The following is a 19,029-nucleotide window of genomic DNA, read 5'->3' as shown; positions in this document are numbered from 1 at the left end:
TTATGATACGGCTGACAATCCGACAGATGGAATATTTCGCGGCACTGGCCCAGATGCTGCATTTCGGCCGGGCGGCCGAGTTTGCCGGGGTCAGCCAGCCGGCGCTTTCGGCGCAGATCGCCGAGATGGAGGAACGGCTCGGCTGTACGCTGTTCGAACGCGGCGGCAAGGCGGTGCGGATGACCGAGGACGCGCTCGAACTGCAGCCGCGGATCGAGAAAATCCTGGCCGAAATCCGGGACGTCGAGACCATGGCGCGGCGCGGCAGGCCGCCGATGGAGGGGCGGTTGCGGCTGGGCGTGATCCCGACGGTGGCGCCCTATCTGTTGCCGCACATCCTGCCGGCCATGAAGCGCGAATATCCCAAGCTCCGGCTGGAACTGCGCGAGGCGATCACCGGCTCGCTGGTCGAGGAGGCGCTGAACGGGCGCATCGACGCCTTCGTCGCCGCCCTGCCGCTCGATCATTCAGGGCTGACGACCGAGGCGTTGTTTGCGGACCGGTTCTACCTTGCCGTGCCTGCCGACGACCCCGACTTCGTCTCGCCGCCGGTTCCGCCGGAAAGCCCTGCCCTGGAAAGGCTGATGCTGCTGGAAGAAGGCCACTGCCTGCGCGAACAGGCACTCGCCGTGTGCGGCAGCGTCAAGCCGGTGGCGATGGCCAATTACGGCGCGACCAGCCTGACCACGCTGCTGCAGATGGTGGCGCACGGGCTGGGGGTGACGCTGATACCTGCGATGGCTGCGGGACCGGCGCACGACCAGCGCGACCTGAAGATCGTGCCCTTTGCCGAACCGGTGCCGGAACGGCGGATCTGCCTTGCCTGGCGCCGCAACAGCCCCAGGCACAACGAATGCCTGGAACTGGCGCGGATTATCCGCGGACTGCAGCCGCTACTGCAGCATTGAACCCGGCGAGCGTCGCCTCGTCGGCTGCGCTGCGCGCCTTGCGCGACTGCACCAGGCAAGCCTGCGAGCGCAGGATGACGCCATCCGACAGGATCTTGAGGTGATTGGCGCGCAGGGTCGAGCCGGTCGAGGTGATGTCGACGATGACGTCGGCCGAGCCGGCAGCCGGCGCACCTTCGGTGGCACCCAAGCTCTCGACGATGCGATAGACTTGGATGCCGTGCATCTGGGAGAAGAACTGCTGCGTCAGCCGCCAGTACTTCGTGGCGATGCGCAGGCGGCGGCCATGGCGCTGGCGGAAATCTGCGGCGACGTCGTCGAGGTCGGCCATGGTGTCGACATCGAGCCAGATGTCGGGCACGGCGACGACGACATCAGCGTGACCGAAGCCGAGGCGGGCGACGATCTCGGCCTTGCTTTCCCAATCGGCGAGGTTTTCGCGGATCAGGTCCTCGCCGGTGATGCCGAGATCGACATTGCCCTGGCCGATCTCGCCGGAGATCTCGGACGCCGACAGGAATGCGATCTCGATATCCGCCCTGCCCTCGATCGAAGCGCGGTAGCGACGGTCGTCGTCGGGCAGGTTGACGACAAAACCGGCCTTGGCCAGCACGTCGAGCGCCTGCTCCTTGAGCCGGCCCTTGGAGGGAAGTGCGATCGAGATGGCCATCAGCGCGCCTCCCTCAAGGCTTCGATGCGGTCGAGCCAGACGGAGAAACCGACGCCGGGGATGGGCTTGCCGGCGCCGAGCAGCGTCAGCAGCCGGTCGTAGCGGCCGCCACCGGCCAGCGGCCGGTCGGCATCGGGACCGGAAATCTCGAACACCAGGCCGGTGTAATAGTCGAGCGGGCGGCCGAAGGCGGCGTCATAACGCACCGAGCCGGCAGCAAGGCCATGGCCGGCGACCGCCTCGGCACGGGCGGCGAAATTGTCGAGCGCGGCACCGAGCGTGAGCCCGGCGCCGGCGGCGAACTCGCTGAGTGCTGCGGGCGCCTGGTCGAGCGAGACATGGATCGCCAGGAAGCGCTCCAGCGCCTCGAAGGCATCGCTGGACAGGCGGACGCTGCGCAGCTCGGCCTTTTCGATCAGGCGGCGGGCGATGTCGTTGGGCGTGCGACCGGCGGATGGCGACAGGCCTGCCTGCTCCATGCCCTGGGCAATATGCGCAGCCAGCGCATCGTGGTCGCCATCGGCGACGAGCGAGGCGACGGGTTCGGCAAGGGCCGAACCGCGGGTGGGCGCGGCCAGGTCCTCAAGGGCGCTGGCAAGCTGCTCGGCCGAACCGAAGGCACGGGCAAGACGCATGCGCCAGCCGCGCGGCAGGCCAAGGGCCGCCAGCACGGCCTCGAAGATCGCCTGGTCGCCGAGCGTGACGGTGAGGTCGCGCCCCGGCAGGCACAGCGAGAGCAAGGCGTGCGCATCGGCCACCGAACGCGCGTCGGCGGCGGCGATGTCCTTGTCGCCGAGGTCCTCGACGCCGGCCTGGAAGAACTCGTTGCCGCCCTCGCGGCGCTGGCGGAAGACCTCGCCGAGATAGGAATAGCGGCGCGGCGTGCCTGACTGGGTGTGGATATGGTCGAGGCAGACCGGAATGGTGAATTCCGGGCGCAGGCAGAGCGACGCCCCGGTCTCGCTTTCGGTCAGGAAGATGCGGCGGCGCAGGTCCTCGCCGGCCATGTCGAGGAACGGATCGGCCGGCTGCAGCACCGGCACGTCGACCGCATCGGCCCCGCGCGCGGCGAACAGCTTGAGGATGTCGGGAGCAATCGCCGGGAAGCGCGCGTTCATGGACGCATCTCCACGCATGTACAGCCACGCCCCTCACCCTTACCCTCTCCCCGTAAACGGGGCGAGGGGGACGTCAGCGTCGCGGCCGGCTTCCTTCTCCCCGTTCCACGGGGAGAAGGTCCCGGCAGGGGGATGAGGGGCATCGCAAGCTGCATGCATTCGCTAGCCACGGTTGCGGTCTTCCGCCTGCGCGGCAAGGATCTTCTTCACTTCAGCGACGAGATCGGCTTCCGGCACGGTGATCTGCGCCGGACGGGCAGCACGCCATTCGGCGTTGTCGGTGATCTCGGCCGACATGCGGGCGCCCTCGATCAGGTCCTTGATCTGGACCTCGCCATTGGCGCGCTCGTCGCCGCCCTGGATGATGACGACGCCAGAGCCGCGACGGTCGGCATATTTGATCTGCGCCTTCATGCCGGAACCGCCGAGATACATCTCGGCGCGCACGCCGGCGCGGCGCAGGTCCGCGACCATCTTCTGGTAGCGGCCGAGGCTTTCCGTATCCTTGTCCATGACCAGCACGACCACGGGGGCGACCACGTCCGAGGTGTCGAGCTTGCCGAGGTTCTTGAGCGCCGTCATCAAGCGCGACACGCCGATGGAGAAGCCGGTGGCCGGCACGGGCTCGCCGCGGAAACGCGAGACGAGGCCGTCATAACGGCCGCCGCCGCCGACCGAGCCGAAGCGCACGATGACACCGTCCTCATTCGGAATTTCAGCCAATAGTTCGGCCTCATATACGGGGCCTGTATAGTATTCGAGGCCGCGGACGACGGAGGGATCGATGCGGATGCGGTTTGAACCGTAGCCTGCCGAGCGAACGATGTCATTTATCGTAGCGAGCTCGTTGATGCCCTGGGCCGCAAGTGCATTCTCCGAGAAACCAACGCGCATTTCATCAATGGCGAAGCGATTGCTCAGAATTCCATCGCTAGCGTCGCGTCGATCATCTTCGAGGGCTTCCGGAAAGTCCTTTTCGTTTTCCCAGAACCCGTTCGGCGCACCGAATACGTCCATGACCTGATTGATCTGGTCCTCATCCAGCCCAGCACCCTTGGTGAAGTCGCCCTCGCCTTCCGCACCACCGTCCCAGCGGCCCTTGCCGAGCAGCAGGCGCACGCCTTCGGGGCCGAACTTGTCGAGCTTGTCGATGGCGCGCAGCACGGTGAGGCGGCGGTTGGCGTTGTCGTCGCCGCCGAGGCCGATGGCCTCGAGCACGCCGTCGAGCACCTTGCGGTTGTTGACGCGGATGACGTAGTCGCCGCGCTTGATGCCGAGCGCTTCCATCACGTCGGCCATCATCATGGTCATCTCGGCATCGGCCGCGACACCGGGCGTGCCGACGGTGTCGGCGTCGAACTGCATGAACTGGCGGAAGCGGCCGGGGCCGGGCTTCTCGTTGCGGAACACCCAGCCCGAGCGGTAGCTGCGATAGGGCTTGGGCAGTTTCTCGAAGTTCTCGGCGACGAAACGCGCCATCGGCGCGGTCAGGTCGTAGCGCAGCGACAGCCACTGCTCGTCATCGTCCTGGAACGAGAAGACGCCCTCATTGGGACGGTCCTGGTCGGGCAGGAATTTGCCCAGCGCGTCGGTGTATTCGATCAGCGGCTGGTCGACGGGCTCGAAGCCGTAGAGCTCGTAGACCTCGCGGATCTTCGCCATCATCTTCTCGACGATCCGGATGTCGTCCGCGCTGCGGTCGACGAAGCCGCGCGGCAGCCGCGCTTTCATCTTTTCCGATTTGTCGGCCATGTCGAGAATTCCGCAATTTTTCCAGAAATTTTGGCCGCTTGCGCAGCGCGCCGTGTCGTAACCGAAATGGGATGGAGCGGCAAGCGTTTGGCGCGCGCCGCAAGCGGCAAGGCCGAAACAAAGCGGCTGCGCGCCGACATCGTGCCGAAACAGCCGCGCCCGATAAGCCGCCGCAACCGAACGATGGAACGACTGCCATGTCCAGCAACACTGGAGAAATCGACGAGACGACGGTCCGGCTGCGGCCGGCGGGACCGGAAAAACCCAAGGCGAAGAAGCCTGCGACCGCGCGCGACGCGCTGATGACCTGCGTGCTGGTGCTGTATCCGGCGCTGGCGACGGTGGGCGCCATCGCGGCGAGCCTGCTGTTGTCGGGCACGAGCGCCTGATGCCGATGCGCCGCGCGAAAACAACGCCGAAGACGATCGCGACGCTTGCGGTCATGGCTGCGCTGGCACTTGCCGCCTGCACCACCAGCGGCGGAGCATTGGCCGGGGGCGGTTGCAGGCCCAGCGATGCAAAGCTCGCCGGGCACTACTACCTCAACGGGGTGATGGAGGTCGGCTCGGAGCTGTTGCTGCGGCCCGACGGCAGCTTCGAATTCATGCTCGCCTACGGCGCCAACGACCAGTACGGCAAGGGCTGCTGGGTGAGGCGCGGCGGAACCGTCGAGGTGATCCCGTCGGGGCGGAGCGCTGCCTCGCGGCGGCATACGCCGGAGGATCGCGGCTTCGGCGGGCTGGTGCTGACGGTGTGGGGCCGCAGCCTGGTGTGGGATATCGCCGGCAGCGGGTACAAGGGACGGTATGAGCGGTAGTACCTTCTCCCCTTGCGGGAGAAGGCAAGAGCGCGCCCTCACCCCGGCCGCTTGAACGCCTTGCGCTCGGCCTCGATCTTGCCGCGGCACATGCAGCCTTCGATGTGGTCGTTGACCAGGCCCATCGCCTGCATGAAGGCGTAGACGGTGGTCGGGCCGACGAAGGTCCAGCCGCGCTTCTTCAGCTCCTTCGAAATCCGCGTCGAGGTCGGCGTCGTCGGGTTGGCGACCAGGGTGGGATAGTCGACCACCTTGGGCCGCTCGTCGGCGCCCGGCTCGAATTTCCAGAACCAGGCGGCGAGCGAGCCGGCCTCGTCGGCAAGCGCGCGGGCGCGGCGGGCGTTGTTGATGGTCGAGACGATCTTGCCGCGGTGGCGGACGATGCCGGGATTGCCGAGCAGCCGCTCGATGTCGGTCTCGCCATATTCGGCGACCTTGTCGAAATCGAAGCCGGAGAACGCGGCGCGGAAATTGTCACGCTTGCGCAGGATCGTCAGCCACGACAGGCCGGACTGGAAGCCCTCCAGGCAGATCTTCTCGAACAGGCGGTGCTCGTCGGCGACCGGCCGGCCCCACTCGTTGTCGTGATAATGCAGGTAGTCTGGCAGCACTCCCGGCCAGAAGCAGCGTGTCGCCCCGTCGGCGCCCAGCACCAGGCCCGTCTTTTTCTGTTCCATCTGAAATCCATTCGTTAACAGCGAGAAGCGCCGATTTACCCGTGCTTTACCAGACTCCTGAACGAGCCGGTAACCACACCAAAAGCTTTCCCGACAATCTCGCATTTTAAGCAACCCGATTCACGTTTCGGTGGCGGGGCGCGGACAACATGTCGCCAAACCGGGGAGATTCCCCGCAGCGACGAACGTGTTGAGAGTGCGTCCATGAAGAAACGTCTGATGCTTTTGGCGACGGCGGCACTACTGGCCGAACTGGCCTCGCCGGCCCTTGCCTATGACCGCTATGCCGAACGGCCGCCGGTGGTGGTGAGCCCCGACCTGTCGGCACCCTGGGTGCTGCAACTCGGCCGCAACCCGAACGAGGCGATGCCGCGGCAGCAGCGGCGCCAGGCCGTCCAGCCGCGCGCAAGGCAGGCAGCGCCCAAGGTGCAACAGCGCAGCGCGCAACAGCAGCGCAGCGTCCAGCCGCGCCAGCCCAAGGCCGCTCAGGTGCAGACGGCAGCGCTGCGCGCGCCGGAAAAGCGCACGGTCAAGCCGCAGATCAACCCGATCTACCTGCCGCAGACGGTCGCCTATGACGGTGGCGAGAAGGCCGGCACGATCATCATCGATACAACCGAGAATTTCCTCTATCTGGTGCAGGCGGACGGCCAGGCGCGCCGCTACGGCGTCGGCACCGGCAAGCCGGGCTTCGAATGGTCGGGCACGCACAAGGTGAGTTCCAAGCGCGAATGGCCGGACTGGCGTCCGCCGGCGGAGATGATCGCGCGCGAACGGGCCAAGGGCCGCGTGCTGCCGGCGATGATGGTCGGCGGGCCGGAAAACCCGCTCGGCGCTCGCGCACTCTATCTCGGTTCGACGCTCTACCGCATCCACGGCACCAACCAGCCCTGGACCATCGGCGGCGCGGTGTCGTCAGGCTGCATCCGCATGCGCAACGAGGATGTGATGGACCTCTACGAGCGGGTTCCGGTCGGCACCAAGGTCGTCGTCAGGTAATTTCCGGTTACGGGGGCGGAGCCGGGCCGAAAGGCCTGGTTCCCGAGCAAAGGGGCAGCGCGGCGGAAGATCGCGCTGCCCTTTTCGCTTTTCGGCTGCGAATCGGCCTTCTCCGGCTCGATCTCTTGGGAAAAAATGTTTATCATGGATAAAAATTGACCTGATCGACCCATTCCATCCCAGGCGTACGGACGTATCCGGGGGCATCCTGGGTCGACGACCGCCGAAGGATGAAGAATGCCGCCGCTCGACGACAACCGCTATCTGAAAGGCGGCCCCGTGGCCGCCCGCATCATCGCCGAAGTGCGCGCTGCCGCGCAGAAGGCAACCGAAGAAGGCTTCCGCCCGAAACTCGTTTCGATCACCGTCGGCGACGTCGCCGCGGTCGATGTCTATGTCCGCAACCAGCGCGCCAAGGCGGAACTGGCCGGCATCGACTTCGAAGAACGCCCCTTCCCGGCCGAACTGACGGCAGGCGAACTCGAGGCGGCCATCCACGGCATGAACGCCGACCCGCGCATCACCGGCATCATCATCCAGCGGCCGGTGCCGGCGCATATTCCGATCAAGGCGATCCAGGCGGCGGTGCATCCGCTGAAGGACGTCGAGGGCATGCACCCGTCGTCGATCGGCAACATCGTCTACAACCAGCTCGACCTCGCGCCCTGCACGGCGGCTGCCTCGGTCGAACTGCTGAAGGCCACCGGGCTCGACCTGAAGGGTCTGGAAGTGGTAGTCGTCGGCCATTCCGAGATCGTCGGCAAGCCGATCGCGTTCCTGCTGATGAGCGAAGGCGCGACAGTGACGGTCTGCCACCACATGACACGCTCGCTGGCGGCGCATGCACGCCGCGCCGACGCGCTGTTCGTGGCAGTGGGCAAGCCGCGACTGATCAAGGCCGACATGGTCAAGCCAGGGGCCGCCGTCATCGACATCGGCATCAACGCCGAAACGCTGCCGGACGGGTCCAGCCGCATCGTCGGCGACGTCGACACCGAATCGGTCAAGGAAGTGGCGTCGTGGATCACCCCGGTTCCAGGCGGCGTCGGCCCGGTGACGGTGGCGATCCTGCTGCGCAACACGATGGTAGCGCTCAACCGCCAGCGCGCGGTCTATCGCGCCACCTTCGGCACGGCGGAAGCAACGCTGGCAGCGGAATAGGATCGTGCGCCGGCCTCAAGCCGGCGCGCCACGTTCCGGCCCGTCCAGATGCCGCTATCGCTCGAGCAACAGGCTGGCGAGCAACAGGAGGCCGCCGGCGACGAGAACAAACGTCGCCAGGCCCTTCCATGTCCGCGCGATGACAAAAGCTGGAAAAAGGGCGACGAAGTAGGGAGCCCAACCGTCCAGTTTCGCATATTCGATCAGGCCCCACGTGCTCGCAACGTAGGCCAGGACGAACACCACTGTCTGGTCCCTGGTCCAGGGTGCTTTCGGCTTGCCTGGCTTCATGCCAGCCGAGGCGCCGCTCTTTCCCGCGCTGGTCGAAGCGCCCGACGCATAGGTCGCCGAACCGAAACTGACCGCCTCCTGCCCGCTTCCCCCGCAATTCCAGCAAGTCTCCTGGCGCGGCATGCTCCCCACACCTGTGCCGCCGCAGGCCGTACAACCAGTCCCACGCCCCCCACATGTATAGCAAGGGTCGCGACCCGCGCCATTCACCTTACCTGTGCCGCCGCAAACTGGGCAAATAGCCACTTTCGGCCTCCCGGGCGTATCGAGCCGTAAAGCTCAACGGACTCCCACTGTGAACCTCTCCAGCCAGCACCCGTGACTCTTCACGAAACGCGCGGTCGCGTTTCGCCGGCTTCATGCATCAGAAGCCAATCCCCTCCACCGAAACAATTGTAGGCAGATTTCAAGAAAAATAGACTTGTATCGCTGCCCCTTGCAATGCTCTCGGATGGCGACATCAAGGAAGCGCGGGGTGCAGGCCTGGCCTTCGGCAGCGCCGCAGCCGGACAGACGTCAAGCTCGCCGAGTCACGGCTACAGGCTCGGGACCTAGAGCCTCCAGGTGCCGTCCTGGATCGGCTGCGACGCAGGGTTGGCAACCATCTGCAAGCCGCTGGTGACGACGATCGGCGTGCCGTCGGGCACGCGGTTGTACAGATCCATGATGTCCTGGTTGATCAGGCGGACGCAGCCGGACGAGACGGACTTGCCGATCGAGGCCCATTCCGGCGAGCCGTGCAGGCGGTAGAGCGTGTCCTTGCCGTCCTGGAAAATGTAGAGCGCACGCGCGCCGAGCGGATTCTGGATGCCCGGCTGCATGCCGCCTTCCCACTCGTTCTTGCCTGGCACCTGCACTGCGCGATATTTTTCCAGTTCCGGCTGGCGGTCGATCATCTCGTTCGGCGGGAACCAGCGCGGCCAGGTCTGCTTCCATTCGATGACGCCGCGGCCGGCCCACTCGAAGCCGGCACGGCCGAGGCCGACGCCGTAGCGGATGGCCTCGCCATTGTCGCTGACGAGATAGAGGAAGTGCTGGGAAGTATCGATGACGACGGTGCCCGGCGCCTCGCCGGTGGGGTCGGCCACGACCTGGCGATAGTAGCGCGGGTCGATCTTCTTGAACGGGACGCCCGGAATGTCGTAGCCATTGTCGATGACCGGCGCATACATCCTCTGCGGCTCGGTGAAGGACGGGTCATTGCGCAAGGTGGGCGGTGGCGGCGCCACCGGAAATGCCGGCTTGGCCACGCGCTCGCTGCTCGTGGTCGAGCAGGCGGAAAGTGCGGCCGAGGCAACACCGGTTGCGGCCAATGCCAGAAAATTGCGGCGGGTGAAATTCGACATCGGCATTCCATGTTATTGAAGGCGTTGCAACGCGCCGGACCCTTGCATGTTCCATGCCAAGGTTTCAATCAGCGCCCTGCCCGCACGCGGGGCGCGCAACGCGGATTGCCGCGAGATGATGCTTTCAGGTCACTCAAGCCCCGCCGGCTTGTCGCCGCCAAAAGCCCAGTCGAGCAATTTGACGGTGTGGACCACCGGCAGCTTCGCCGCCGAGGCGATCTGGGTGATGCAGCCGATGTTGCCGGTGGCGACGAGCGATGCGCCCGTGGCCTCGATGTTCCTGACCTTGCGGTCGCGCAGCCGCGCCGAGATTTCCGGCTGCATGATGTTGTAGGTGCCGGCCGAGCCGCAGCACAGGTGCCCCTCGCGCGGCTCCCTGACGACGAAGCCGGCGCGCGCCAGCAGGTCTTTAGGCTGGCGGGTGATCTTCTGGCCATGCTGCATCGAGCAGGCGGAGTGATAGGCAACCGTCAGGCCGGGCTTGCGGGCCGGTTCCGGCAGGTCGAGGGTGGCCAGGTACTCGGTGACGTCCTTGGCCAGCGCCGACACCCGCGCCGCCTTCTCGGCATAGGCCGGGTCGAGCCTGAGCATGAAGCCGTAGTCCTTGATCGTCGTGCCGCAGCCTGACGCGGTGATGACGATGGCGTCGAGGCCGCCGTTGCCGATTTCGCGCGTCCAGGCGTCGACATTCTGCCGCGCCGAGGCAAGGGCGGCCTCCTCGCGGCCCATGTGATGGACAAGCGCGCCGCAGCAGCCCTCGCCCCTGGGCACGACGACCTCGATGCCGAGCCGGGTGAGCAGCGAGACCGTCGCCTCGTTGATGCCGGGCTCGAGCACCGGCTGGGCGCAGCCGGTGAGGATGGCGACGCGGCCCAGCCTGGCGCCCTGCGCGGCATGGCTGCCGGGGGATGCCGTGGCCGACTGGGCCGGCACCGTGGCAGGCGCCAGCCGGAGCATGGCCGCGAACGGCTTCAGCGCCGGCACTCGGTCGAAGACATTGGCGAAGGGCCGGCCAAGGCGGGCCAGCTTCAGCGCCGCGCGGAACCGCTTGGGATAGGGCAGCACGGCGGCCAGAACGCCGCGCGTCAACCGGTTCATCAGCGGGCGGCGATAGGTCTTTTCGATATGGACGCGGGCGTGGTCGACCAGGTGCATGTAATTCACGCCCGACGGGCATGTCGTCATGCAGGCGAGGCATGACAGGCAGCGGTCGATGTGGGTGACGATCTCCTTGTCGGCCGGCCGGCCGTTCTCCAGCATGTCCTTGATCAGGTAGATGCGGCCGCGCGGCGAATCCAGTTCGTTGCCGAGCGTGACATAGGTCGGGCAGGTCGCCGTGCAGAAGCCGCAATGCACGCATTTGCGCAGGATCTTCTCCGATTCCTGGACATGCGGATCGGCGAGCTGGGCGGTGGTGAAATTGGTCTGCACGGCGTTTTGAGCTTTCTCAGATCAGCCAGCTGTCGGGGCTCTTGATCGCCTCGCCTCGTCCCAATGCCTGAAGGCCGACGATGCAGCGGACGATGAACCAGACGGCGACGGCAAACATCAGGATGAAGCCGATGAAGACCATCATCAGCACGACGGAGACCAGCGCGTAGAGCAGGCCGATCCAGAAGGTGCGGATGAGCCAGGTGTAGTGGCTCTCGACGAAGCCGCCAGCCTTGCCGCGGTTCAGGTAGGCCAGGACGATGCCGACAATGCCGCTGATGCCGATGACCAGGCCTGCGAGGTAAAGGATGTAGATGACCTGGACATTGGTCTGGCCGGGCTCGAGCCAGCGGTCGGTCTGGCGCGGTGTCTTGGGCGGCGTATCGCTCATGGTCGTGCTCCCTCTGTTGCACCCGCCAAGGTAGCAGACTCGGAGCCGGGAACCATGCGGCCCGGGTTGAGGATGGCCTTGGGGTCGAATTCGGCCTTCAGCCGGGCCGAAAGAGCCGCCAGGGCCGCCGGCTGCGGCTCGAAGACGGGAACGGCGGCGCGCCAGGCAGCCGCGGCGCGGACCAGCGTGGCATGGCCGCCGCCGAACTTTCGGATCAGGGCACGCAACAGATCGGCTTCCGGCTCGCCCTCCATGCGCAGCCAGACGAGGCCGCCCTGCCAGTCGTAGAACGCGTCGGCCGCCACCTGCATGCGCAGGGCAAGCACCATGTGGTGGGCGTCCGCCGGCGGCATCGACACGCGCCAGACGGGCTTGTCGGAGCCATCGGAGAAGGGCCTGACATCGCGCACGTCGCGCCACAGCGTGGCCGATGCCGCGCCCGATATCTCCTCGATCGCACCGGCATTGCCGAGCAGCCGCTTCAGCTGGTCGAGGCGGTAGGCGACCGACGGACCGAAGCCCTCGACGCGCAGCAGGGTCGCCGGATCGCCGCCGAGGCCGCCGTCGAGCACCCGCGCGGCCATGCGTTCGGGCAGATGGGCGGCGGACGAGACCTCGGCGCTCGACCCCATGGCGAGGGCCATCGCAGCAGTGGCGTTGTCGTCGAGCATGCCGCGGATGGCGAGCGTGGTCTCGGTTTCGGCCGCGGGCAGCACCTTGAAGGTGACGTCGGTGAGGACGGCCAGCGTTCCCCATGAACCGGCCATCGCCTTGGACAGGTCGTAGCCGGTGACGTTCTTGACGACGCGCCCGCCCGACTTGAAGGCCTCGCCGCGGCCGGAAACAGCGTTGATGCCGAGGATATGGTCCCGGGCGGCGCCCGCCTTGAGACGACGCGGGCCGGCAAGGTTGGCGGCGAGCGCGCCGCCGATGGTGCCGCGTCCCGGCGCCTGGCCGAGCAGCGGGCCGTAGTCCATGGGCTCGAAATCAAAGCGCTGGCCGTTTTCGGCGAGCAGTTTTTCGATGTCGGCGAGAGGCGTGCCGGCCTTGGCCGACAGCACCAGTTCGGCGGGCTCGTAGAGCGTGACGCCGGCGAGCCTCGACAGGTCGAGCGTATGCTCGCATTGTAGCGGTCGGCCGATGCCGCGCTTGGAGCCGTGGCCGACGATTTCGAGCGGCGCTTCCTCGGACAACGCCCACTGGACAGCGGTGAGGACTTCGGCCGAGGTGGTGGGGGTGAAGGTGGTCATGAGCTCACAACTCTAGGGTTCCTCGCCCCCGCAGAGCGGGGGAGAGGTGCCGAGCGCAGCGAGGCGGAGAGGGGGAACTTCATCGCCCTTCGCCTCCAGATTGGGTAGTGACAGGCGCGAACGTGAACTTCATGTCGGCCGCACCGACATCATGGGCAAGCCGGCCATCCAGTGCGGCGAGAATTGTCTCGCAGACGGCGCCGACGTTCTTCAGCGCGTCTGAAGTCCAGAACCTCAGGACGGAGTATCCATTGGCACACATGTATTCATCGCGGCGGAGATCATAGCTGCTGTCAGCATGTTGGCTGCCGTCGAGTTCCACCACAAGCTTGGCCTGACGGCAGACGAAATCGGCATAATAGGGACCGAGCGGCACCTGCCTGCTGAACTTGTGGCCACTGAGCTTCTTGGCCTTCAGTTCGTTCCAAAGCGAGGCTTCGGCAATGTTGTCGCCGTTGCGCAGTTGGCGTGCTCTCGCGATGTGGCTCGGCGAACGGCGAGTTGGAAGCGGGGCAGCCCCCCTCTCCGTCTCGGGCTTTGCCCGAGCCACCTCTCCCCCGCTCTGCGGGGGCGAGGAACCCAAGTCCTGCGAACGTGTCACATCCTGGGATCCCATCACAACCGATGCTCCCTCAGCTTTTCGAGGGCGGCGCCGCCGCGGGGGGAGAGGCGGTAGCCGGTGGCGAGGCTTTCGGTCAGGCCGAGTTCCTTGAGCTTGCGCACGTCCTGCTTGAATTTCAGCTTGTCGACACCCAGGCGGTCTGCAAGGGCTGCAGCTGGCATTTCGGGGTTCTGGCCGATCAGGCGCAGGATCGAGGGGAAGTAGCCCGGGGCCGCGCTGTCCCATTTGGCGAAGCGCGCGGCGAGTGCGTGCCAGTCGGCGTCGGAGAGATCGGCTACCTGGCGCAGCGCCAGCCTGGTGTCGGCTTCGATGCCGTCGAAGGCGATGCGGTAGAGCGTGAGGTCGGCGCCGGCGCGCAGGTCGCCGATCAGCGCGGCACGGTCGGCGTAGCCGGCGGCGCGGGCATCGCTGTCGGAAATGGCGGCTTCATCGACGGGCTCGACCGCGCCGATGCGGACGACGCCGATGGCGGTGCGCAGGCCGGTGCCGGATATGACCGTCGGCCGCTGCCAGCGGCGGAAGGCGAGCACAATGTCGCCGCGCGCGATGCCTTCGAGGGTCGCCTGCTTCAGCAGCATCAGAACCTCGGGATGTCGGGGAAGGCCAGCTGGCCGCGGTGGACATGCATGCGGCCGAGCTCGGCGCAGCGGCGCAGCTGCGGGAAGACCTTGCCGGGGTTGAGCAGGTGGTTGGGGTCGAAGGCGCATTTGACCCGCATCTGCTGGTCGAGGTCGATGTCGTTGAACATCTCGGGCATCAGATCGCGCTTCTCGACGCCGACGCCATGCTCGCCGGTCAGGACGCCGCCGACCTTGACGCAGAGGCGCAGGATGTCGGCGCCGAAGGCCTCCGCCTTTTCGAGCTCGCCCGGCTTGTTGGCATCGTAGAGGATCAGCGGGTGCAGATTGCCGTCGCCGGCATGGAAGACGTTGGCGACACCGAGGCCGTATTGCTCGGACAGTTCGCGCATGCCGGCCAGCACGCGCGGCAGTTCCTTGCGCGGGATGGTGCCGTCCATGCAGTAATAATCGGGCGAGATGCGGCCGACCGCCGGGAATGCCGCCTTGCGCCCGGCCCAGAAGGTCAGCCGCTCCTGCTCGGATTGCGAGATGCGGCAAGTGGTGGCGCCGTTGCGGTTGGCGATCGCCTCGACCAGGCCGATCAGGTGGTCGAGCTCGACAGCCGGACCGTCCAGTTCGACGATCAGCAGCGCCTCGCATTCCAAGGGATAGCCGGCATGAACGAAATCCTCGGCGGCGTGGATCGCCGGCCGGTCCATCATCTCCATGCCGCCGGGAATGATGCCGGCGCCGATGATGTCGGCGACGCATTGGCCGCCCTGTTCGCTGGTCGGGAAGCCGATCAGCAACGCACGCGCCGTCTCCGGCTTCTTGAGGATGCGGACGGTGACCTCGGTGACGACGCCGAGCAGGCCTTCCGAGCCGGTCATGACGCCGAGCAGGTCGTAGCCCTCGGCATCGAGATGCTTGCCGCCTAGACGCACGACCTCGCCGTTCATCAGCACCATCTCGATGCCGAGCACGTTGTTGGCGGTGAGGCCGTATTTCAGGCAGTGCACGCCGCCGGAATTCTCGGCGACGTTGCCGCCGATGGAACAGGCGATCTGCGACGACGGGTCGGGGGCGTAATAGAAACCGTCCTGCTCGACCGCATGGGTGATGCCGAGGTTGGTGACGCCCGGCTGCGCGGTAACGGTCCGGTTGGGATAGTCGATCTCGAGGATGCGGTTGAACCGGCTCATGACCAGAAGCACGGCATCTTCGAGCGGCAGCGCGCCGCCCGACAACGAGGTGCCCGAGCCGCGCGGCACGACGCGGATGTTGCGCTCGTTGCAGTATTTGAGCAGGCGCGACACCTGCGCCACCGTCTCGGGCAGCACGACGACCATCGGCAACTGGCGGTAGGCGGTCAGGCCGTCGCTCTCGAAGGCGCGCATCTCGTTGACCGCGTCGACCACGCCCTCGCCCGGCACGATGATGCGCATGTCGGCGACGATCTCGGCGCGGCGGCCAAGGGTCGCCGCATCGGGCTTGGGCATCGATATGCCGGACATCGGTCACCTGCGGTCGATAACTGGTAAAAAGCTTTTACCAGTGATGTCCGGCTCATGCAAACTGGAAGAAGGTCTGGCCCCAACGAGGGTCGCGACCAGCCTCACGCAGCGTCAATCTGACGCTGGTGGGATCGCGCTGCCCATTCGGGCAGGCGGGCTGACGCTGGCGGGACGGCGCTGCCCATTCGGGCAGGCGGGCTGACGCCGGTGGGAAGGCGCTGCCCGTCGGGCGGGCCGGAAGATTACTCGCTATGGGCTGTCTTGGGCTCTTCGTGGGCGCGCCGGACGCGTCGCACACCCCACCAGACAAGCAGGATCGCCAGCGGCACCGAAGCCGCCGTGACCACTTCCGGTGCGAAGAAATGATCCACCGTCGAGGCGCCCTTGGCGACATAACCGATCAGGCCGACGACATAATAGGAGACGGCGGCGACCGACAGGCCCTCGACCGTCTGCTGCAGGCGCAATTGCAGCCGGGCGCGGTTGTTCATCGAGGCGAGCAGGTCGCGGTTCTGCCTTTCGACCTCGACATCGACCCAGGTGCGCAGAAGCGTGGTGGCGCGGGTCAGCTTGCGCGACAGGTTGGCCTGGCGCTCCTCGACCGACCGGCAGGTGCGCATGGCGGGCGCGACGCGGCGCTTGAGGAAACCCGACCAGGTATCGTAGCCGGGCACGACCTCCTCATCCAGCGCCTCCAGGCGCTCGCGGACAATGCCGTCATAGGCCTTGCTGGCGCCGAAGCGGTAGAGGCTGGAGGCGGCATCGGCCTCGAGTTCGGCGGCAAGCTCGGTGAGGTCGGCCAGCAGGGCCTGGCTGTCACGCGTCTCGGTTGCCTTCATTTCGCGGGTGGCGACTGCAAGCCGGTCTTCGATGCGGCGGACGCGGCTCGACAGCGACAGCGCCATCGGCAGGCCGAGCATCGCCAGCGTGCGGTAGGTCTCGATATCGATGAGGCGCTGCGACAGCGCGCCGGTACGGGCCGGCGTCAGGCCGCGATCGAGGATCAGGATGCGCGTCATGCCGTCGCCGTCCTGGCGGAAATCGGTGACGATGGCGGCGGCACCGTTCTCGACGATGGAGTAGCACAGGCTGGTCGGATCGAAGCCGGCGATCAGCTTTTCGGTGGCCGGCGTCCACTTGCGGATCTCGAGCCGGATTCCGGAGATGACCGTGCCGGGCGGGCTGAAGCCGTTGCCGAAGGGCGAATCTTCCTGCGAGCGGCCGCTGTCGGACAGCGGTCCTTCCCAGAGGTAGGTCGAGAACTCGGTGTGCCGCTCCCAGCGCAGCGATCCCTGCCCCCACTTCATGGCGTGGTGGCGCGCCTGGCGGTCGGGCGATGCGATACCGAGCCGGCGCGACAGTTCGGACAGCACCGCGTGGTCGACGCTCGAGCCGCCCTCGGTCATGAAAGAGAGCTGGACCAGCACGCGCGGATTCTCGACCAGCGGGTGGGGCCTGGAATGGACCTCGCCGAGAGCGCCGGGACGGCCCTCATGCGCGGGGAATCCCATCACGCTGCCGGTGGAACGCGGCAGGAATTCGAGTGACGACGGATCGACTGTCACGGATGGCTCCCTCGATGCCCAGACCGTCGAGCCTCTAGGGAAATTCAATGCAACAGGCAAACGTGAACTTTAGCCCGGACTGATGAAAGGTAGCGCGACAACGACCGTACGAACCTGGAGGATTGGATAATTAATTTGACCAGTTGGCGGCAGCGCCCCTATCCTGCAGCCAGACAACGCCTCCGGACACGACCTTGAGCGACATCTTTTCCAGGATCGAGCATTCGCGCACCGCCGACGAGGTGGTGCAGCAGATCGAGAGCCTCATTCTCGAAGGCGTGCTGCGCGCCGGCGACCGTCTGCCGGGCGAGCGCGAGATGGCCAAGCAATTCGACGTGTCGCGACCGATCCTGCGCGACGCGCTGAAGGCGCTGGAAGCGCGCGGGCTGATGGTGACGCGCCATGGCGGCGGGACGCATGTCGCCGACGTCATAGGCCAGGTGTTTTCGAAGCCGGTGATGGAGCTGATCGTCAACCACCGCAAGGCGGCGGCCGACTATCTCGAATATCGCCGGGAGATCGAAGGACTGGCGGCCGAATATGCGGCACGGCGGGCGACGGCGGAGGATGTCGCCCTGCTCGACCGCATCATGGCGCGGATGGAGGCAGCGCATGCCCGCGCCGACGCCACCGAGGAAGCGGAAATCGACGTCGAGTTCCACCATGCGGTGGGCGAATGCGCCCACAACATCATCCTGCTGCACACGCTGCGCTCGTGCTACCGGCTGCTGTCGGACGGCGTGTTCAACAACCGGCTGGTGGTGTTCACCGTGAGCGGCACGCGCGAGGTGCTGCTCGAACAGCACAAGGCGATCCATCGCGCGGTGGTGACCGGCGATCCCGCCGGCGCGCGCAAGGCGGCGATGGACCACATCACCTATCTCGAGCGCGCCATGGCCGAGGCCGAGCGCAGCGGCGACTGGCAGCGCATCTCGCGCCTGCGGCTACGGCAGCGAACCGACAGCGGCGAGACGGGCCGGAAGCCATGAGTGGCGTGCATTTCCTCGACGCCCGGGGGCCGGAGAGCATTCGCATCTACGCCATCGGCGACATTCACGGGCATCTGGACCTGCTCACCGAGATGCACGCGCGCATCGCAGCGGAGATCGAGCGCGACAAGGTGGCGGACTGGCGGATCGTCCATCTCGGCGACCTGGTGGACCGGGGCCCCGACAGCCGGGGCGTGATCGATTACCTGATCGCGGCCACGGCGCGCGACAGCCGCAACATCGTTCTGACCGGCAACCACGATGTCGGCTTGCTCGATTTTCTCGCCTTGCCCGACCCAGAGGGGCTGTTTGCCCGGCATGGCGGCAAGGAGACGGCCCGCTCCTACGGCGTCGGATTGAACATGAGCGACGCGCAGAGCCTCATGCAAGGCCATGCCCAACTCGTGGCCGCGGTGCCCGACAGCCATCTGCGCTTCCTGCGCGCACTGCCCTATTCCGCGAGTTTCGGCGACTTTTTCTTCTGCCATGCCGGCATCCGGCCCGGCATTCCGCTCGACCAGCAGGACCCGCAGGATCTCATCTGGATCCGCAACCAGTTCCTCAACCATCCAGGGCTGCACCCGAAGGTGGTTGTGCACGGGCACACACCGCAGGCGGAGCCCGAAGTGCTGGCCAACCGGGTCAACATCGACACCGGCGTGTTCTATTCAGGCGCACTCACCGCGCTCGTCATCGACGGCGCGGAGAAACGGCTGTTTTCAGTGGAAAAACCCGGCTTTAGCGGGAGGCGGTGACGCCGTAGCCGTCGACGGCGTGGTGGTCGGCCGCGGCATCGGCGGCATAGATCCCGAAACCGCCGAGCACGATTGCCGACAGCATGGCGAAGGACAGGAGCGCTGCTTTCAAGGGAGTCATCTCAGGTTGAGCTTCCTGTATTCTGCATGAGCAGAGTTACGAATAAGTTTCCGAAAAGTTTAAGCGATTCCGTCGAGGCGACGGCTTCACGG

At 66.4% G+C, this 19,029-nt stretch carries 21 protein-coding genes; 7 read left to right on the top strand and 14 right to left on the bottom strand.

Annotated elements, in window-relative coordinates; all coding sequences use genetic code 11:
* The first annotated feature begins 2 nt into the window (after positions 1 to 2).
* Positions 3 to 908: a hydrogen peroxide-inducible genes activator gene (locus ASC75_RS17175; RefSeq protein WP_055978110.1), complete on the top strand. Its 906-nt coding sequence runs from the start codon at positions 3 to 5 to the stop codon at positions 906 to 908.
* Here the strand turns inward: ASC75_RS17175 and hisG are convergent.
* The 3 genes from hisG to hisS all read right to left on the bottom strand — a co-directional run bounded on the left by hisG (position 874) and on the right by hisS (position 4,448).
* A complete protein-coding gene (hisG, locus tag ASC75_RS17170; protein ID WP_055978109.1) occupies positions 874 to 1,578 on the bottom strand; it encodes an ATP phosphoribosyltransferase in 705 nt (234 codons plus the stop codon). The genes ASC75_RS17175 and hisG overlap by 35 nt on opposite strands.
* Entirely contained in the window at positions 1,578 to 2,696 is a 1,119-nt protein-coding gene (locus ASC75_RS17165) for an ATP phosphoribosyltransferase regulatory subunit (RefSeq protein ID WP_055978107.1), read from the bottom strand. The genes hisG and ASC75_RS17165 overlap by 1 nt, the downstream gene beginning before the upstream one ends.
* A gap of 162 nt (positions 2,697 to 2,858) precedes the next feature.
* The gene (hisS, locus tag ASC75_RS17160; protein ID WP_055978105.1) at positions 2,859 to 4,448 is read right to left on the bottom strand and encodes a histidine--tRNA ligase; all 1,590 of its coding nucleotides are present in this window, start codon (positions 4,446 to 4,448) and stop codon (positions 2,859 to 2,861) included.
* A 197-nt stretch (positions 4,449 to 4,645) separates the two neighbouring features.
* On the opposite strand from hisS, the gene ASC75_RS17155 reads away from it, so the two are divergent.
* A complete protein-coding gene (locus ASC75_RS17155) occupies positions 4,646 to 4,837 on the top strand; it encodes a hypothetical protein (protein WP_055978438.1) in 192 nt (63 codons plus the stop codon).
* On the top strand, positions 4,837 to 5,265 hold the full coding sequence (locus ASC75_RS17150; RefSeq protein WP_244487863.1) for a hypothetical protein: 429 nt from the start codon (positions 4,837 to 4,839) through the stop codon (positions 5,263 to 5,265). Before ASC75_RS17155 ends, ASC75_RS17150 begins: the two co-directional genes overlap by 1 nt.
* A 38-nt stretch (positions 5,266 to 5,303) precedes the next feature.
* Here ASC75_RS17150 and ASC75_RS17145 read toward each other — a convergent pair whose 3' ends face one another.
* Positions 5,304 to 5,942 carry a DNA-3-methyladenine glycosylase I gene (locus tag ASC75_RS17145; RefSeq protein ID WP_055978104.1) on the bottom strand — a complete coding sequence of 213 codons (639 nt, stop codon included), beginning with the start codon at positions 5,940 to 5,942 and terminating at the stop codon, positions 5,304 to 5,306.
* A gap of 204 nt (positions 5,943 to 6,146) precedes the next feature.
* On the opposite strand from ASC75_RS17145, the gene ASC75_RS17140 reads away from it, so the two are divergent.
* Together ASC75_RS17140 and ASC75_RS17135 are read left to right on the top strand one after the other, a co-directional pair.
* Entirely contained in the window at positions 6,147 to 6,941 is a 795-nt protein-coding gene (locus ASC75_RS17140) for a L,D-transpeptidase (RefSeq protein WP_055978101.1), read from the top strand.
* Positions 6,942 to 7,178: 237 nt separating this feature from the next.
* Positions 7,179 to 8,102, top strand: coding sequence for a bifunctional 5,10-methylenetetrahydrofolate dehydrogenase/5,10-methenyltetrahydrofolate cyclohydrolase (locus ASC75_RS17135; protein ID WP_055978099.1), 924 nt, complete (start codon positions 7,179 to 7,181; stop codon positions 8,100 to 8,102).
* Between the two features lie 54 nt (positions 8,103 to 8,156).
* Here the strand turns inward: ASC75_RS17135 and ASC75_RS17130 are convergent, their stop codons facing one another.
* From ASC75_RS17130 to ASC75_RS17090, 9 genes are all read right to left on the bottom strand, one after another.
* Positions 8,157 to 8,516 (bottom strand): hypothetical protein, encoded by a 360-nt coding sequence (locus ASC75_RS17130; protein WP_055978097.1) that lies wholly within the window; start codon positions 8,514 to 8,516, stop codon positions 8,157 to 8,159.
* 428 nt (positions 8,517 to 8,944) lie between these two features.
* Entirely contained in the window at positions 8,945 to 9,739 is a 795-nt protein-coding gene (locus tag ASC75_RS17125) for a L,D-transpeptidase (RefSeq protein ID WP_055978436.1), read from the bottom strand.
* A gap of 129 nt (positions 9,740 to 9,868) precedes the next feature.
* Positions 9,869 to 11,170, bottom strand: coding sequence for a glycolate oxidase subunit GlcF (glcF, locus tag ASC75_RS17120; RefSeq protein WP_055978094.1), 1,302 nt, complete (start codon positions 11,168 to 11,170; stop codon positions 9,869 to 9,871).
* Between the two features lie 16 nt (positions 11,171 to 11,186).
* A complete protein-coding gene (locus ASC75_RS17115) occupies positions 11,187 to 11,561 on the bottom strand; it encodes a DUF4870 domain-containing protein (RefSeq protein WP_055978092.1) in 375 nt (124 codons plus the stop codon).
* On the bottom strand, positions 11,558 to 12,811 hold the full coding sequence (gene glcE / locus ASC75_RS17110) for a glycolate oxidase subunit GlcE (RefSeq protein WP_055978089.1): 1,254 nt from the start codon (positions 12,809 to 12,811) through the stop codon (positions 11,558 to 11,560). Before glcE ends, ASC75_RS17115 begins: the two co-directional genes overlap by 4 nt.
* A gap of 79 nt (positions 12,812 to 12,890) precedes the next feature.
* Positions 12,891 to 13,427, bottom strand: coding sequence for a DUF559 domain-containing protein (locus ASC75_RS17105; protein ID WP_082496642.1), 537 nt, complete (start codon positions 13,425 to 13,427; stop codon positions 12,891 to 12,893).
* Positions 13,427 to 14,011 carry a hypothetical protein gene (locus tag ASC75_RS17100; protein WP_055978087.1) on the bottom strand — a complete coding sequence of 195 codons (585 nt, stop codon included), beginning with the start codon at positions 14,009 to 14,011 and terminating at the stop codon, positions 13,427 to 13,429. Before ASC75_RS17100 ends, ASC75_RS17105 begins: the two co-directional genes overlap by 1 nt.
* Complete coding sequence (locus ASC75_RS17095) at positions 14,011 to 15,507, bottom strand: FAD-linked oxidase C-terminal domain-containing protein (protein WP_055978085.1); 1,497 nt, start codon at positions 15,505 to 15,507, stop codon at positions 14,011 to 14,013. The genes ASC75_RS17100 and ASC75_RS17095 overlap by 1 nt, the downstream gene beginning before the upstream one ends.
* Positions 15,508 to 15,749: 242 nt before the next feature.
* A complete protein-coding gene (locus tag ASC75_RS17090; RefSeq protein WP_055978083.1) occupies positions 15,750 to 17,072 on the bottom strand; it encodes a DUF3422 family protein in 1,323 nt (440 codons plus the stop codon).
* Positions 17,073 to 17,266: 194 nt separating this feature from the next.
* Between ASC75_RS17090 and ASC75_RS17085 the strand changes: the two genes are divergently transcribed.
* Both ASC75_RS17085 and ASC75_RS17080 read left to right on the top strand, forming a co-directional pair.
* A complete protein-coding gene (locus ASC75_RS17085; RefSeq protein WP_055978081.1) occupies positions 17,267 to 18,061 on the top strand; it encodes an FCD domain-containing protein in 795 nt (264 codons plus the stop codon).
* A complete protein-coding gene (locus ASC75_RS17080) occupies positions 18,058 to 18,816 on the top strand; it encodes a metallophosphoesterase family protein (protein WP_055978079.1) in 759 nt (252 codons plus the stop codon). The genes ASC75_RS17085 and ASC75_RS17080 overlap by 4 nt, the downstream gene beginning before the upstream one ends.
* On the opposite strand, the gene ASC75_RS26125 is transcribed toward ASC75_RS17080, so the two are convergent.
* Complete coding sequence (locus ASC75_RS26125) at positions 18,800 to 18,937, bottom strand: hypothetical protein (protein ID WP_162244938.1); 138 nt, start codon at positions 18,935 to 18,937, stop codon at positions 18,800 to 18,802. The two genes, ASC75_RS17080 and ASC75_RS26125, sit on opposite strands and share 17 nt — an antisense overlap.
* Between the last annotated feature and the right edge of the window lie 92 nt (positions 18,938 to 19,029).

This window comes from Aminobacter sp. DSM 101952, assembly GCF_001424795.1.
Taxonomy (GTDB): Bacteria; Pseudomonadota; Alphaproteobacteria; order Rhizobiales; family Rhizobiaceae; genus Aminobacter; species Aminobacter aganoensis.
This window is presented reverse-complemented; position numbering and strand designations above follow the sequence as displayed.